General features: G+C 68.0%; 12 protein-coding genes. 6 read left to right on the forward strand and 6 right to left on the reverse strand.

Translation table 11 applies throughout. The features are described from left to right. Positions 1–61: 61 nt before the first annotated feature. Entirely contained in the window at positions 62–829 is a 768-nt protein-coding gene (locus tag ACOQPE_RS11900) for a DUF169 domain-containing protein (protein ID WP_419907707.1), read from the reverse strand. 261 nt (positions 830–1090) lie between these two features. Here ACOQPE_RS11900 and ACOQPE_RS11905 point away from each other — a divergent pair, with 261 nt between their 5' ends. The 4 genes from ACOQPE_RS11905 to ACOQPE_RS11920 all read left to right on the forward strand — a co-directional run bounded on the left by ACOQPE_RS11905 (position 1091) and on the right by ACOQPE_RS11920 (position 6175). Further along, positions 1091–1873, forward strand: a complete 783-nt coding sequence (locus ACOQPE_RS11905; protein WP_420609121.1) for an enoyl-CoA hydratase/isomerase family protein — start codon at positions 1091–1093, stop codon at positions 1871–1873. A gap of 87 nt (positions 1874–1960) precedes the next feature. After that, positions 1961–2884: a TIGR01777 family oxidoreductase gene (locus tag ACOQPE_RS11910; RefSeq protein ID WP_420609122.1), complete on the forward strand. Its 924-nt coding sequence runs from the start codon at positions 1961–1963 to the stop codon at positions 2882–2884. A 51-nt stretch (positions 2885–2935) separates the two neighbouring features. Then, entirely contained in the window at positions 2936–5209 is a 2274-nt protein-coding gene (locus ACOQPE_RS11915) for a penicillin acylase family protein (RefSeq protein ID WP_420609123.1), read from the forward strand. A 54-nt stretch (positions 5210–5263) separates the two neighbouring features. Further along, the gene (locus ACOQPE_RS11920) at positions 5264–6175 is read left to right on the forward strand and encodes an alpha/beta hydrolase (protein ID WP_420609124.1); all 912 of its coding nucleotides are present in this window, start codon (positions 5264–5266) and stop codon (positions 6173–6175) included. Here ACOQPE_RS11920 and ACOQPE_RS11925 read toward each other — a convergent pair. The 4 genes from ACOQPE_RS11925 to ACOQPE_RS11940 form a co-directional block, all read right to left on the reverse strand. Further along, positions 6153–7013, reverse strand: a complete 861-nt coding sequence (locus ACOQPE_RS11925) for an alpha/beta fold hydrolase (protein ID WP_420609125.1) — start codon at positions 7011–7013, stop codon at positions 6153–6155. The two genes, ACOQPE_RS11920 and ACOQPE_RS11925, sit on opposite strands and share 23 nt — an antisense overlap. Further along, positions 7010–8293: an LLM class flavin-dependent oxidoreductase gene (locus tag ACOQPE_RS11930; protein ID WP_419915408.1), complete on the reverse strand. Its 1284-nt coding sequence runs from the start codon at positions 8291–8293 to the stop codon at positions 7010–7012. Before ACOQPE_RS11930 ends, ACOQPE_RS11925 begins: the two co-directional genes overlap by 4 nt. Positions 8294–8340: 47 nt before the next feature. Next, on the reverse strand, positions 8341–9663 hold the full coding sequence (locus ACOQPE_RS11935) for a cytochrome P450 (RefSeq protein WP_420609126.1): 1323 nt from the start codon (positions 9661–9663) through the stop codon (positions 8341–8343). Between the two features lie 73 nt (positions 9664–9736). Beyond that, positions 9737–10861, reverse strand: coding sequence for an acyl-CoA dehydrogenase family protein (locus ACOQPE_RS11940; RefSeq protein WP_420609127.1), 1125 nt, complete (start codon positions 10859–10861; stop codon positions 9737–9739). Positions 10862–11018: 157 nt separating this feature from the next. On the opposite strand from ACOQPE_RS11940, the gene ACOQPE_RS11945 reads away from it, so the two are divergent. Continuing rightward, positions 11019–12383 carry a M20/M25/M40 family metallo-hydrolase gene (locus ACOQPE_RS11945; protein WP_420609128.1) on the forward strand — a complete coding sequence of 455 codons (1365 nt, stop codon included), beginning with the start codon at positions 11019–11021 and terminating at the stop codon, positions 12381–12383. 5 nt (positions 12384–12388) lie between these two features. Here the strand turns inward: ACOQPE_RS11945 and ACOQPE_RS11950 are convergent, their stop codons facing one another. Continuing rightward, complete coding sequence (locus ACOQPE_RS11950) at positions 12389–13099, reverse strand: hypothetical protein (protein ID WP_420609129.1); 711 nt, start codon at positions 13097–13099, stop codon at positions 12389–12391. Between the two features lie 149 nt (positions 13100–13248). On the opposite strand from ACOQPE_RS11950, the gene ACOQPE_RS11955 reads away from it, so the two are divergent. Beyond that, positions 13249–14967, forward strand: a complete 1719-nt coding sequence (locus ACOQPE_RS11955; protein ID WP_420609130.1) for an N-acyl-D-amino-acid deacylase family protein — start codon at positions 13249–13251, stop codon at positions 14965–14967. Positions 14968–15022 lie beyond the last annotated feature (55 nt).

Raw genomic sequence — 15022 nt, forward strand, 5'->3', positions numbered from 1 at the left:
TGGTCTGCGTTGCTTGTTCTGCGCTCGATCCGCGCCTTATCTGGTTGGTCCGCCTGTGTGCTCAGTCGTAGCTGGCACCGAGGCCGGCGCGGGCGTCGGTCTGGATGCCATAGGGCGGGATCGGGTAGCGCAGGCCGTTCCGTGCCAGTGCCTCCATGCCCTCGACCGCAACAACCAGATCCTCGGGCGTGAGCGCAATCAGCAGCTCGTCTTCCATCACGCCGCCGTAGCGCCGCTCGGCGAAGCAGGGCAGCGACACGCTGGGCTCGCCGGTGCGCAGCGCTCGGCCCCACGAATCGGCGCAGGCCGATTCGCCGACACAGCCCCATTCCAGCTTCTTGTACTCCCGCCACTGCAGGCCGTTGATGAAGATGATCATCTGCGCTGGAGTGGCGTAGATCATGCAGACATCGGGCGGGTCAAGCCGCTTCGACGACAGCGGCGAGACCACCATTGCCTCATAGGTGCCGTAGGGCACGAAATCCATGGCGTGCTGGTGTGCAGAGGCGTCTTCGAGAGTCTCGTACCACACCCCGGCCATGCGGTCGCCCGACAGCCACTTGTCGTCTTGTGGGTGCAGGCCGATGACCGCCCCGCACTGGGCTCCCACGAGGTCGTCCATGGTGATGCCGACGGTCCAATTCAGCCGGCACGCCATCCCCACGATCTGGTCGGTGGTGTGGATGGCTTTGGGGCGGCGGACCCGCGGCACTTCGTTCATCGCCTCGACCGTCTCGAAGAGCTTCATGCCGATGGGCGTCGTGCGGATGCGCAGCACGGCCTGCAGGCGCGCCAGCAGCTCGTCCCAGTCGATGGATGCCGTGCGCACGTGCGCTGCGGTCTCGGTAGTTGCGTCGGCGGTTTGAGTCACGGCTGTCCCCCTGTGTTTCCCGCTCTTGTGAGCTTTGCTCACGGGCCGCTCGGGCCACGGCTTCGCCATTCGGCTCAGCCTCGTGTGCACGGCAGCCGTGGAGTTCCCGGAGTTTCTGGCTGCCGTGTTCGGGAGGTCACGCTAGTTCGGCGACCACTAGCGTGAGCCGCCGAGCGAGCAGAGACCCGGCGAATAGACCGGGTGATCGGAGACGGTGCAATGGCAGACCGACTGAGGATCGAGCGGGACGGGCGCGTCGGGCTGGTGATCATGGATCGCCCGCCGCACAACTTCCTGAGCTACCGCCAGGTGCACGACATTGCCGACGCCATGGTGGAGTTGGAAGAGGACATGAGCATCGGCTGCGCCGTGCTAGCCGCCGAGGGGCGCTCATTCTGTGCCGGTGCCGACCTGGGTGGCGAAGGAGTCGGCGGCGGTGCCGAAGAGAAGGTCGGCGGCAGCGCCACGCTGCAGCTCTACCAAGGGTCGGGCCGGCTCTTCGATGTGACGCTGCCCATCGTCGGGGCGATTCACGGCCCTGCTATCGGCGGCGGCCTGGGCCTGGCGATGGTGCCCGACATCCGCATCACTTGCCCCGAGGCTCGCTTCTGCGCCAACTTCGCCTCGTTGGGCATCCACCAAGGCTTCGGCATGAGCGTGACGATGCCGCTGCTGCTGGGCCCCGAGCGCGCCGCGAAGGTGCTGCTCGGCGCCAAGCGGTACAAGGGCGATGAGGCGGTGGAGCTTGGGCTCGCTGACGAGTGCGTGCCCGCCGACCAGGTGCGAGATCGCGCCATCGAGGTCGCACGTGAGATCGCGACCAACGCGCCGCTGGCGGTGCGGGCCATCAAGGCCACGCTGCGGCTCGGTCTCGGCGACAAGGTGCGCGAGATCACCCAGCGCGAGGCAGCGGAACAGCTGCGCCTGTCGGGTACCGAAGACGCCCGCGAGGGCATGAAGGCCGTCAGCGAACGCCGCCCCGGCAACTTCGCCGGCCGATAGGCCGGGCAGCCAGCACTGGGCCGCTAGCAGTCGCGCTGCAAACCCCGCGTCCATGCGGGGACGTCCGGGCGCGACATCATGGAAGCCATGGACCGCATGCGAGTTGCGATCACCGGCATTCGAGGGTTGATCGGCGGAGCGCTCGCGGCGAGCCTGCGCGCCGATGGTCATGAGGTCTTGGGCGTCTCCCGGCGACCCGACGCTCCGGCTGGCAATGAGGATCCCGACACAGCAAGCACCCGAACCATTGCGTGGGATGTAGCTGCTGAGGCCATCGACGTATCTGCGCTCGAGGGTCTCGATGCCATCGTCCACTTGGCGGGGGAGAGCATCGGCGGGCGGTGGACCGCTGCGCGCAAGGCGGCGATCATGTCCAGCCGCGTCGACTCCACCCGGCTGCTTGCCGGAGTCATCCGCGAGCTCGATGCCAAGCCATCGGTGTTCGTCTGCGGTTCAGCGATCGGCTTCTACGGCAACCGGGGCGACGAGGAGCTGACCGAGCGGTCGCTGCCAGGCGACGGTTTCCTGGCCGAGGTGTGCATGCGCTGGGAGCGCGCCGCGGTGCCGATTCCCGACGCCGGCGTGCGGCTGGTGCGCATCCGCACCGGTCTCGTCGTGGGGTCCGGGGCCGAGGCCATTGAGCGGATGGCGAAGATCACGCGGCTCGGAGCCGGTGGTCCGCTCGGATCCGGCCGCCAATGGTGGAGCTGGATCAGCCTGGAAGACGAGGTGCGGGCTATCCGTCATCTCATCGACAGCGACGCCAGCGGGGCATTCAACCTGACGGCCCCCAACCCGGTCCGCCAGCGTGACTTTCAGCATGCGCTGAGCGCAACGCTAGAACGCCCATCGTTCCTGCTGGCGCCCCGGTTCGCGATCCGTGCAGCGCTCGGCGAGATGGGCCAGGCGCTGCTGCTCGACTCGACGCGGGTGATGCCCGACGCCCTCAACGAGGACGGCTTCGAGTTCAGCCACCCCGACCTCGCAACCGCTCTCGCTACCGCCGTCTGACAGGACGCTTCGCTTGCCACGCATGGCGTTCTGGCTTCTAGCGTGGCCGCCATGGCGCAGGGCAATGGATCCGAGGGTGGACAGGAGACCGGCGCGCTGGGCGTGACGGTTCGGCGTGACCGGTGGGGCATCGCCCATGTCGAGGCGCCGTCGGCCGAGGCTGTGTTCGCGGCGCAGGGCTGGGTGGCGGCCGAGGACCGCATCTGGCAGATGGAGTGGGACCGGCGCCGGGCGCTGGGGCGCTGGGCCGAGGTCGTCGGGATGGCCGGGGCGCGTGAGGACGCCTTCTTCCGCCGGCTCGGGCTCGCGGCGATTTCCCAGACCGACTACGCGGCGCTGGATGGGCGCACCCAGGCGATGTGCGAGGCCTATGCACGGGGCGTGAACCGATGGCTCGCCACACATGAGGACGCGCTCCCGGCCGAATTCGAGCATCATCCGGCACCGCCGGAGCCCTGGGAGCCGTGGCACTGCGTGGCGGTCTACAAGCTGCGCCACATCTTCATGGGCACGCTCACTCGCAAGCTGTGGCGGGGGCGGATCATGGCTCAAGCTGGCCCCGAAGCTGTGATGGCCACGATCGGCGACACCGAGAGTGACGCCGCGATGGTGCCGGGCGAGGGGCCTCGCCCCGATCTGCTGGCCGGCGCGGCGAGCGTGCTCGATGCATGCGCGGCCGACATGGCGGCGCTGGCAGCGGCGATGGACTCCGACGGAGCGTCCAACTCGTGGGCGCTCAGCGGGCAGCGCACTGCCAGCGGCAAGCCGCTGCTGGCTGGCGACCCACACCGCGGCATCGAGTTCCCGAACGTGTACCACCAGTGCCACCTGCGCTGCGATGAGTTCGATGCGATCGGCATGGGCTTTCCCGGCGTGCCCGGCTTTCCCCACTTCGGCCACAACGCCGAAGTTGCCTGGGGGATCACGCACGGCATGTGCGACGACACCGACGTGTTCGTGGAGCGCTTCCAGCCTGGCTCGACACTGGGCGAGCCGTGGCGATTCGAGCAGCTCGGCATCCGGGGCGAGGGCACGGTCGAGGTGCTGTGCGGCTCCACGCCGAGGGGACCAGTGGTGCTCGGCGATCCCGCCGACGGTGTCGCGCTGTCGATGCAGTGGACCGGCATGTTCGGCCCCGACACGACGCTGGATGCCCTGTGGCCGATGCTGGTCGCAAGCTCCACGGCCGAACTGGTCGATGCGGTGCGGCCGTGGGTGTTGCCGGTCAACAATCTGCTGGCGGCCGACCGGGCCGGCTCAATTGCGTTCAAGATCCGGGGGCGTGTGGTCGAGCGCCAGCCGGCGAGCCGCTGGACACCGGTGCCGGGAACCGATGAGTTCGCCTGGGACGGCCTCGAGCCGGTTCCATTCGAGAACCTGCCGGAATGGACCGACCCCGAACGCGGCTACCTGGTGACGGCCAACAACCGCACCGCCGACGGCGGCCCGTACATCTCGCTGGATTTCGCCGGCCCGAGCCGCCACGACCGCATCTGCGAGCTGCTGGCGCCGATGACGGGTGCCTCGGTGGACGACATGAGCGCCGTCCACGGCGACGTGACCTCGCTCGTGGCCGCCAACGTGTTGGGCCTGATCACCGAGTACGCGGTTGAGTGCGGCCACGAGCTCTCCCACACGCTGCTCGACATGCTCGCCGACTGGGATCAGCGCATGACCGCCGATTCGGCCCCGGCGACTATCTACGCGGTCGTCAAGCGGCGGCTCATCGAGGCCATCATCGAACGTCTCGGCATCGCCGGCGCTCAGCTGGGCGCCGCGGGATGGCCACCTGCCGCGGAAGCCAGCCGGATGGCGGCGGGCGCCGCCACCCGCATGCTCTGCGAGCGCAACCTCGACGTGGTCCCGGGGCTCGACAACCCCATCGGCCGGCGCATGGCCGCCAGCGCCTGTGTTGACGAGACCGCCGCCGAGCTGACCCAGCGGCTCGGTGACGACCCGCAGGCGTGGACATGGGGGACGGTGCATCGCATGGCCTCGCCGCACCCGCTCGCGTCAGCGCTCGCTGCAGCGCGGGATCTGCATCCACCGGTCGACGGCTGCGCCGGCGACGGCGACACGGTCCGCCAAGGCGGCACCGCACCCGAGACGGGCGAGCGGGCCATCCACGGCTCGGTCGCCCGCTACGCATTCGACCTCGGAGACTGGGACAGCTCCGGCTGGGTGGTCCCCCACGGCGTGTCGGGCGTGCGTGGCAGCGGCCACGATCTTGACCAGCGCCAGGCCTGGCTCGACTGCGAGCTCATACCGATGGCGTACAGCCCGCAATCGGTGGCCTCGGTCACCACCCATGAGCACGAGATCTAGCCAGGCGCCGCTGCTGCACCGCAGCTGCTTCGATCCGGCCGCGACGACGTCACCGTGAGCACAGGCCCAGCCGCCGCGCGATTCCTCCGTCGGCACCGGCTGTCGCCCGAAGCTGCCGCATACCGGGCCCGCCGCAGGCCGTCGGTGCCGATCCAGATTCCGGACCTGACGGACTTGGCGGCGGTCGCTCGCTGGAGGGCTGCGACCAATGCACTGTGGGGCGAGGACGACGATCCTGCGGTGCCTCACCGGCAGGAGATGGTTGGCGGCGTGAGGTGTCTAGTGGCTGGTCCGCCACCCGACGCCGGATCGCCGACCGTGGTCTATGTGCACGGAGGCGGCTACGTGCTGGGCAGCGCAGCGGTGGCGATCCCGATCACCGCCCGCTTGGCCCGGACCTTGCGTGTGGTCTCGGTGGACTATCGCCGACCGCCCGAGCATCCATTCCCGGCAGCGCTGGACGACGTTGTGGCCGTGTGTCTCGCGCTCGCCGCTGAGGGTACGCCTGTGGCGCTCGCCGGTGATTCATCCGGTGGAGCGCTCGCGCTGAGCGCTGCGGTGATGGCTATGGCTGAGGGCGTGGCGCCCGTCGCCGCAGTGCTGTTCAGCCCGGTGCTGGACCATGTTTCTGTGCCCGATCGTCCGTCCCCGGGTGATGACGAGCGCCGCCTCATCGACTGCTACACGGGCGACGCCGACCCTGCCGACCCTCGCCTGTCGCCGCTACGCGCGGAGCTCAGCGGATTGTGCCCCGTGCTCGTCCACGCAGCTGCCGATGAGCCCCTGGCGGCCCAAGCCGTTGAGCTGCATCGCCGGGCTACGGCCGCTGGCGTCGACGTCACGCTCGACCTCTGGGAGCACATGTGGCACACCTGGCACTACCACGATCTGCCCGAGGCCGACCAGGCGCTCGCCGAAGCTGCTGCCTTCCTGGCAGCGCCCCTCAGCTCGTCAAGTGGGACGTAACCGCAGCGACGACGGCTGCTGACTGCTCGTAGGGGAGCATGTGGCCGGCGCTGTCGACCAGCTCGACGGTCGCGTTGGGCAGGGTCGCCTGCCAGGCGTCGGCATAGGCGGGCGGGATCAAGCGGTCTTGGCGGCCCCACACCAGCAGCGTGGGCACCGTCACCCGGTAGGCCCGCTCGGAGAAGCGCCGGTTGGGGATCGGGAACAGGATCTTGCCGGCCATGCCCTGCTGGCGGGCCCGCGCCACCATGAACCGCGTCAGCGTTTCGTTGTCGGAGAAGTCGGCACCGCCGGTCAGCACTTCCTCGCCCACGTTGGGATCAGCGAAGAGCACTTCGGCGAGCTGGTAGGGGAGCATTGCGAAGATGTCGGGAATCGGGTGGTCGCTCAGCCACATCCCCGCCGGGCACAGCAAGGCCATCCGAGCCACCGACTGGGGTGCCAGCGCCGCCATCTCCGCAGCGATCATGCCGCCCATCGAGTGGCCCATCAGATGAAGCTCGGCAGTGCCGTCGTCCCGCAGCAGGCCCATCTCGGTGGCAACGTCCCAGCCGTGCAGTGCGAAATCCTGCATGTCGGACAGGCGATCCTCGTCGGTGTGCTCGCTCCAAGCGGGCCACACCGGTGCCACCACGCGCAGCCCGGCACCGGCCAGGCCTGCGAGCACCGGTTCATCGCCCAGCCAGCCGCCTGCGCCGTGCAGCGCCATGACCGTCGCAGCGCCGGCCGAAGCGCCGCCCGCGGGCTCGTAGACGCGCACTGGCGCCGTCACGCCCCGCCGAGTCGTGATGACAACCTCTTCGAAGGCCGGCGCAGGAGCCGTCTCGGTGGCGCTCATGCCACCGGACCCTTGGGCGCCTCGGGGTAGCGGCGGGCGTCGGCCATGGTGTCCTCGGGACGCACCCGGTCATCCATCGGCTTGCACCACCAGTCCTCGGCGTCGGCGAACTCGTCGCCCCAGATGCCGCGCAGGCCCGGCATCACCTTCTCGGCGAAGAGCTGGCTCGAATAGCGGGTCTTCCAGTCGGGCATGTTGCCCATGTGCAGCAGGCAGAACACCGTGCCCACCCGCAGCCGCTTGATCATGTCCTCCATGCGCTCGCGCACGGTGTCGGGCGAGCCCGCAATGACGTAGCCGCCTTCCACCAGATCCTTCCAGGTCAGCCGCTTGAACAGCGCCTGGTTCTCCTTGCGGAACTGGTCGAGCTTGCCGGCCTGGATGGTCTTGACCGTCCGGTAGCCCGGGGGGTCGGCGAAGCCGGGGAACACATGCAGGCAGCGGTTGAAGAAATACAGCATGTGCTCGCTGTAGAGCTCCTCGGCCTCAGCGTCGGTGGCCGCCGTGCAGATGATCTGCGCGAACCCCGCACGCCCCGGCGTCATGGACTTGTCGAGCTCGCCGACACGGTTCCAGTACCCGTCCATCAGCGTCTGGCCTGCGAGGTACCCGTTGAAGCTGAGGTAGGAGTAGTTGTAATCGTTCTCGAGGCAGAAATCCCACGTCTCGATCGAGCCGCCGCCGGGGATGTAGATCGGCGGGTGCGGCTGCTGGATCGGCTTGGGCCAGCAGTTCACGTAGCGCAGCTGCGTGTACTTGCCGTCGAAGGCGAACACGTCGGGGTTGGTCCACGCCTCCATGATCAGGTCGTGGGCCTCGTAGTACTTCTCACGGGTCAGCGCGGGGATCTGCCCGTAGGTGAAGTTGGTGTCCATCGGCGTGCCCACCGGGAAGCCCGCCACCAGCCGGCCGCCGCTCAGGCAGTCGAGCATGGCGAACTCCTCGGCCACCCGGTGCGGCGGGTTGTACAGGGCGATCGAGTTGCCGATCACGCAGATCGCGGCCTGCGAGGTCCGCCGGGCCAGGCCCGCGGCGATGATGTTGGGGCTCGGCATGATGCCGTAGCCGTTCTGGTGATGCTCGTTGACACCGATGCCGTCGAAGCCGAGTTCGTCGGCGAACTCGAGCTGGTCCATGTACTCGTGGTAGACGCCGTTGGCGCGTTCGGGGTCGAACAGCGAGCCGTCGATGTCCACCCAGACCGACCGGTGCTCGGTCTTGAAGTCGTCGGGCAGATCGGGCCACGGCATCAGGTTGAACCAGCAGAACTTGACGGTCATGTGGGGACTCCTTCAGGGCTTGGGTTCAGGCGAAGCAATCGTCGCGGCTACCGCCGGGTGACTTGGACGGGGAGGTGGGTGTAGCCGTGAATGAACGACGAGAGCGAGCGCTCGGGCTCGGCTTGCACTTCGATGCGCTCGAAGCGCGGCAGGATCTCCTCCCACAGCACCCGCAGCTGCAGCTCGGCCAGCCGGCTGCCGAGGCAGTAGTGAAAGCCGTAGCCGAACGAGAGATGACTGGCGGCGTTGTGACGCTCGATATCGAGGTCGTCGGCATCGTCGCCGAAGACGTCCTCGTCTCGATTGGCCGACACGTACCACATCAGCACCTGATCGTCCTTGAGGATCTGCTTGCCCCCGATCTCACAATCGGCGGTGGCAGTCCGCCGCATGTACGACAGCGGTGTCTGCCAGCGGATGATCTCCGGGACGAAGGTGGCGATGAGATCGGGGTTCGCGATGAGCTTGTCGTACTGATCGGGGTATTTGTTGAGCGCGTACACGCTGCCCGACATGGTGTTGCGTGTCGTGTCGTTGCCGCCCACGATCAGCAGGATCAGATTGCCGAGGTGTGCTGCGGCAGGAAGGTGGCTGGTGGCATCGCCGTGCACCAGCATCGAGATCATGTCGTGACCCGGGTTCGTCCGCCGCTCCTCCCAGAGCCGCTCGAAGTACGGGAGGCAGTCGGAGAACTCCTCGCGCCGCTGGGCGCTGGTCTCGACGATCCCGTCGGGACCGGGAATGGTGGTGACCAGGTCGGACCATCGGGTGAGCTTCCGGCGGTCTTCCAGCGGGAAGTCGAACAGGGTTGCCAGCATCAGCGTGGTCAGCTCGACCGACACGGTGTCGACCCAGTCGAACGTCTGGCCCTCCGGCAGGAAATCGAGCACCTTCGTCGCGCGCTCCCGGATGAGCGACTCGAGGTCTCGCAGATTGGTCGGGGCCATCATCGGCTGGACAGTGCGGCGCTGGGGGCGGTGCTCGGGCGCGTCCATGGTGATGAACGAGTTCAGCGGTGTCGTCGGGAGCGACTCAGTGTCGGCAGGCGGTCCGATGGTGATGCCGTGAGCCGAGCAGAACGTCTCGTCGTCGCTCTCCACCTCGCGGACGTCGGCCCACTTCGTGACTGACCAATAGCGTCCGGCCGAACCCAGCTCGTTGAAGTGGACGGGATCCTCCCGACGCAGGCGTGCGAAGTGGTCGTGCCAGCGATCCTCGCGAAACAGATGAGGGTTCAGCGGGTTGATCTCATCGATGGCGAGATCGGCAGCGGGTGGGACGCCCGCACCGAAATGCGCTTGCTCACGATCGGGATTCACCGCTCCGCCGGCCCGCCATTCCTCGCGTTCAGCCTCGGTTGCAACCGCCATGTTGGCTCCCTCGCCACTCTGTGCTCTGCGCAGGGCTGTGTTCCGGCAGCGTGATGCGACCGGCCCGCCAACTTTAGGGCGACGGTTCGCGAGGCAGGCCGAGCACCCGCTCGCCGATGATGTTGCGCTGGATTTCGCTGGTGCCCCCGGCGATGCGCATGCCCGGCGCGTACAGGAACGCCTCGGTCTCGTCTGACGCCAGCATGGCATCGGCGCCGCGCAGGCTGGCGCCGATGGCAACCTCGTCGTAGCCGAGTTCGCTGTTGGCCAGTTTGGCCACTGGCGCCATGAGCGGATCGGCGCCGTGCAACTCCATCAGCGCCGCCAGAGCGTTGCCCCGGGCGTGCAGCTCAGCGAGCGACTGCCGACCCAGCGGTCCTGCATCGCCTGCCGCCTCGATCATCCTGGTGAGGCGTTTGCGGAGGCTGATGACCCCGGAGGAACCGGCGCCGCCCCGCTCGTCTTCCAGCACCGCCATGGCGACGCTCCAGCCGCCGCCGCGCTCGCCGAGCAGTGCGTCTGCGGGCATGGCGACGTCGTCGAAGAAGACTTCGCAGAATTCGCTGTCGCCGGTCATCTGCTTGATCGGACGCACTTCGATGCCGGGCAGCGTCATGTCCAGCAGGAAGAAGCTGATGCCGCGGTGCTTGGGGGCATCGGGCTCGGTGCGGGCCATCAAGATGCCGTACTCGGCGAACTGGGCGTTCGACGACCACACCTTCTGGCCGTTCAGCACGTAGTGGCTGCCGTCGGGCACCGCTGCCGAAGTGAGCCCGCCCAAGTCCGAGCCGTTGCCGGGTTCGCTGAACAGCTGGCACCACAGCACCTCGCCGGTCAGGATTGGACGCAGGAACTGCTCACGCTGGCGTTCGGTGCCGGTGCGCATGATGGCCTCGCCCGCCAGCACGATCCCCTGCAGGTTGAGGTAGGGGGCAACGCCTGCCCGTTCGCACTCCTCCATCCACACGCCGGTATGCGCCCGGGAGAGCCCGCGACCGCCGTATTCGGTCGGCCAATGGAGCCCGGCCCAGCCGTGGTCGTAGCAGTAGCGCTGCCAGAGGCGGGCCTGATCATGCAGCGCAGGCACCAGGATCGCGCCATACGCGGGACACGCCGTGCCGTCACGAACCGCATCGCTCAGGAACTGCGACGCCTCGGCACGGAATTCGGCAAGATCGGCATCGATGGGCGTGTTCATCGTCCGCCACGGTAGTTGCGTCTGCGGGACCTCGCCGGGAAGTGTCGTGCGCGGTGGGGTGTCGAGCACAGGCCGCGAGCGAATACTGGGCCGTGCCTGTGTCACCACGATCGACGGCTCGCCATCAGGGGTGCGAGCGCAGTCGTAACATCGCCATATGGGCGATCTCGACTACACCGATCCGGCGTTGACCAACGAAACCATCGAGCTGCTGCAGCAGATGATCCGCAATGCCTGCGTCAACGACGGGACCGTCGAATCGGGCGAGGAGGTTCGCAACAGCGACCTGCTCGAGTCGTACTTGGAAGGCCCCGGCGTCGACATGCAGAGCTTCGAGTCGGAGCCGGGACGCCGATCACTGGTGGCCCGTATCTCGGGCACCGACCCGTCGGCGCCCAAGCTGTGCCTGATGGGCCACACCGACGTGGTGCCGGTGAATGCCGACGGCTGGAGCAGAGACCCGTTCGGCGGCGAGCTGGTGGACGGCGAGGTCTGGGGACGCGGGGCGGTCGACATGCTCAACCTCACCTCGTCGATGGCGGTGGCGTTCCGTCACATCGTGCGCACCGGCTACCGACCGAAGGGCGATGTCATCTACTTCGGCGTTGCCGACGAGGAGGCTGGCGGCACCTACGGCGCCAAATGGATGGCTGAGCACAACTGGGACGCCATTGACTGCGACTACGTGCTGACCGAGTTCGGCGGCATGCCGAACCACACGCCCCAAGGAACCAAGATCACGCTGGCGGCGGGCGAGAAGGGCATCGGCTGGCGGCGACTCACCGTGCGCGGCACACCGGGTCATGGCTCCATGCCGTTCGGCACCGACAACGCCCTCATCAAGGCGGCCGAGATCGTGCGCCGCATCGCCGAGTACCGGCCGGCACCGCAGCTCACCGAGATGTGGCAGCACCATGTCTCGACGCTGAGGGTCGACGACGAGACACGCGAGGCGCTGCTCGACCCGGCCCGGGTCTACGACGCTGTGGCCGGCATCGATGCACCCGGCCTGGCGCGCCACCTGCATGCATGCAGCCACACCACGTTCAGCCCGAATGTCGTGGGCGGCGGCAACAAGACCAACATCATCCCCGACAAGGTCGAGATCGAGGTCGACATCCGCACTGCACCCGGCGATCCCGTCGAGGTGAACGAGCACCTGCGGGCGGCGCTCGGCGAGCTGTTCGACGAGGTGGAGATCGAGCACCTCCACGACGATCCCGCGAGCTTCTCGCCGACGAATACGCCGATGTGGCAGCTGCTCAGCGAGCTGATGACGAAGGCTCATCCTGGTGCGCCGGTGATCCCGCAGCTGATCGTGGGCGCGACCGACGCCCGCTTCTTCCGCCTGAAGGGCGCCGTGGCCTACGGGGCGGGGCTGTTCAGCAACCGGGTCAACTCCAGCGACTTCATGCTGCGGTTCCACGGCAACGACGAGCGCGTCGATGTGGACTCGCTGGCGCTCACCACACAGCTATGGATCGACGTCGTCAAGAACCTGGGTGACGCCGTCAGCAGTTGAGCCGGTTAGCCGGCGCAGGCCACCCTGGGCTCGATGTGGGGGAGCCGACCGGCTCGCAGTGAGATCACCGCACCCGCCTCGTCCACTTCCCACACCACGCGCTTGTCGATGTCGGGGTCGTCGACCGGCACGTACTGGATTGCGGAGAGCCCGGGCCCGTCCTCGATCCTGTCGCCGAATGCCTCGATGATCTCGCTCCGGGTGGAGCCGATGCCGTAGCCCGAGATCGTTGTGATCGGACCAGATTCGATGTCGACGCGCACGATCTCGGCGTTGACGGCCAGGAACCGGACGCCTTCAGGACCGTTCTGAACCGTGTAGTAACGGCAGGCGTCCGAGCCGCCCGGGACTGCGATCATCAGCGCGCCGGCGGCTGTCCGGGCGTCTTCGAGCGAGTGCCCGATCTGCACGGGCCCCAAACCGGCGGTCGAGAGCTTTGATTCCAGCGTCACGTCGGGACCGGCCTCGTCTTCGGCCATGGCATCGCCCGCTGCAGTCGTTGTGGGTGCAGCCGTCACGACCGTGGTGGGCTCATCGTCGGTGTCCGACATCATCGCGTCGTCAGCGGCGGTGGTTGTGGTCGCGTCGGTGTCGTCGTCGCTCAGCAGGCCGCAGGCGCTGACCAGCATCGCAGCGGCCAGCGCTGCCGCAAGCGCGCGCCAGCGTGCGGTGCTGCGTTGCGGCTCAGCGTCTTGGCGGGAGTCGAGTTGGTGCACGGCGGTCGCCCTTCCAGTCACAGCCCTCTGGGGAGTCGGCATCCATTCGAGAGTACCGAAGCCAGCGACGGGGCGCGGAGACACGGCAGGCGGAGTCCCGGCGGGCGTAAGCTCACGCGTCGGGAACCTCACACGAACGGGAGCGCGCGATGTCGCACGACACAGTCATCCGAGGCGGCTTGGTGGTGGACGGCACCGGCAGCGATGCCAGGGTCGCCGACGTCGCCATCGACGGCGAGAGGATCACCGCGGTAGGCGAGGTCACAGTATCGGGGCGCACAGAGATCGACGCTGGCGGCAAGGTTGTCACGCCCGGATTCGTCGACATCCACACGCACCTCGACGCGCAGCTCGCCTGGGACCCCATCGGCTCGAGCTCGTGCTGGCACGGCGTGACCTCGGTCGTCATGGGCAACTGCGGGGTCACGTTCGCCCCGGTGAAGACCGAGGACATCGAGTACATCGCCGAGGTCATGGAGTCGGTCGAGGACATCCCGAAGCAGTCGATGATGCAGGGCCTTCCGTGGGACTGGCGCTCCTACGGCGAGTATCTGGCCTTCCTGGACGGCATGCCCAAGGGCCTCAACGTCGGCGGCATGGTCGGCCATGTGGCAGTGCGCTGGCACACGATGGGTCCCGACAGCCTCGACGAGCGTCCTGCATCGCAGTCTCAGGTCGCGGCGATGTGCGAGCTTGTGGACGAGGCGATGGGGTCCGGCGCGCTGGGCTTCTCGACCTCTCGCACCCTGCTCCACCGCACGCCCGACGGGCGCCCGATCCCGGGCACGTTCGCCGATGACGACGAGCTGTACGCCTTCGGCGACGTCCTGGGCCGCCACGGCCGGGGCGTGTTCGAGTCGGCGCCTCGCTTCGAGGCTGCCGGACCTGACTTCGCCGGAGGCCGCCACGAGATCGAGGTGCTCGGCGAGATCACGCGGCGCAGCGGCCGGCCCAGCACTTTCGGCTTGGTGTATTCGGCTCGCAAGCCCGAGATGAGCGATCTGGTGCTCGGCTACGTCAGCGAGCAGAACGCCGCCGGCGCGAACCTGCGACCGCAGACCACCTGCCGTGCCATCGGCGTCGTGCTCGGAATCCAGCACCGCACACCATGGGATCGTGCGGGCGAGACGTGGCGATCGCTGCGCAGTCTCGACGTGGCCGGTCGCCTTGAGGCGATCCGCGACCCCGCGACCCGTGCAGCCCTGGTGGCGGAGGCCAACTCGTCGGACAAGAACTCGACTGGTATGGCCAACTCGCTCGTCGACCTGAGCCGCCTGTACCTGCTCGACGCGGTCAACCCGAATTACCGGATCGGGCCCGACGGCACGCTTGAGGCACAGGCTGCGGCAGCCGGAGTGTCGCCGGTGGAACTGTTCCTGGATGCGACCGATCGCTCCGAGGGAACCGTGATGCTGAGCCTGCCGGTGCTGAACCAGGACTTCGATGCGATCGAACGGATGCTCAGCCACGACTCCATCGTTATGGGCCTCGCCGATGCGGGCGCTCACGTCGGGCAGATCATGGACTCGAGCCAGCCGACGTTCTTCCTGAGCCACTGGGTACGCGACAACGGGTTCTTCTCGCTGCCCGAGGGCATCCGCCGGATCACCTCCGACACGGCTGACCTGTTCGGGCTGGTCGACCGGGGCCGGCTCGAAGCCGGTCGGTTCGCCGACATCAACGTCATCGACGTCGAAGGCCTTTCGCTGTCGGGTCCTGAGTACGTGTACGACTTCCCGGGCGGCGCGGGCCGCTACATCCAGCGCGGCACCGGCTACGACGCCACGCTGGTGAACGGGCAGGTGTTCATGCGCGACGGTGAGCACACCGGTTCCCTCACCGGAAAGACCCTGCGCTCCACCGACTGAGCACACGAACCGCTCACAACAGATGCCGTAGCGGCCGCACCCGTTTCCGCCGGTA

This window comes from Candidatus Poriferisodalis sp. (genome assembly GCF_965219595.1).
Lineage (GTDB): Bacteria > Actinomycetota > Acidimicrobiia > Acidimicrobiales > Poriferisodalaceae > Poriferisodalis.

Bases quoted from the DNA above. Each gene is read 5' to 3' on its own strand.
- ACOQPE_RS11945 (WP_420609128.1), top strand. From the start codon at position 11,019: ATGGGCGATCTCGACTACACCGATCCGGCGTTGACCAACGAAACCATC.
- ACOQPE_RS11910 (WP_420609122.1), top strand. From the start codon at position 1,961: ATGGACCGCATGCGAGTTGCGATCACCGGCATTCGAGGGTTGATCGGC.
- ACOQPE_RS11925 (WP_420609125.1), bottom strand. From the start codon at position 7,013: ATGAGCGCCACCGAGACGGCTCCTGCGCCGGCCTTCGAAGAGGTTGTC.
- ACOQPE_RS11955 (WP_420609130.1), top strand. From the start codon at position 13,249: ATGTCGCACGACACAGTCATCCGAGGCGGCTTGGTGGTGGACGGCACC.
- ACOQPE_RS11940 (WP_420609127.1), bottom strand. From the start codon at position 10,861: ATGAACACGCCCATCGATGCCGATCTTGCCGAATTCCGTGCCGAGGCG.
- ACOQPE_RS11905 (WP_420609121.1), top strand. From the start codon at position 1,091: ATGGCAGACCGACTGAGGATCGAGCGGGACGGGCGCGTCGGGCTGGTG.
- ACOQPE_RS11930 (WP_419915408.1), bottom strand. From the start codon at position 8,293: ATGACCGTCAAGTTCTGCTGGTTCAACCTGATGCCGTGGCCCGATCTG.
- ACOQPE_RS11935 (WP_420609126.1), bottom strand. From the start codon at position 9,663: ATGGCGGTTGCAACCGAGGCTGAACGCGAGGAATGGCGGGCCGGCGGA.
- ACOQPE_RS11915 (WP_420609123.1), top strand. From the start codon at position 2,936: ATGGCGCAGGGCAATGGATCCGAGGGTGGACAGGAGACCGGCGCGCTG.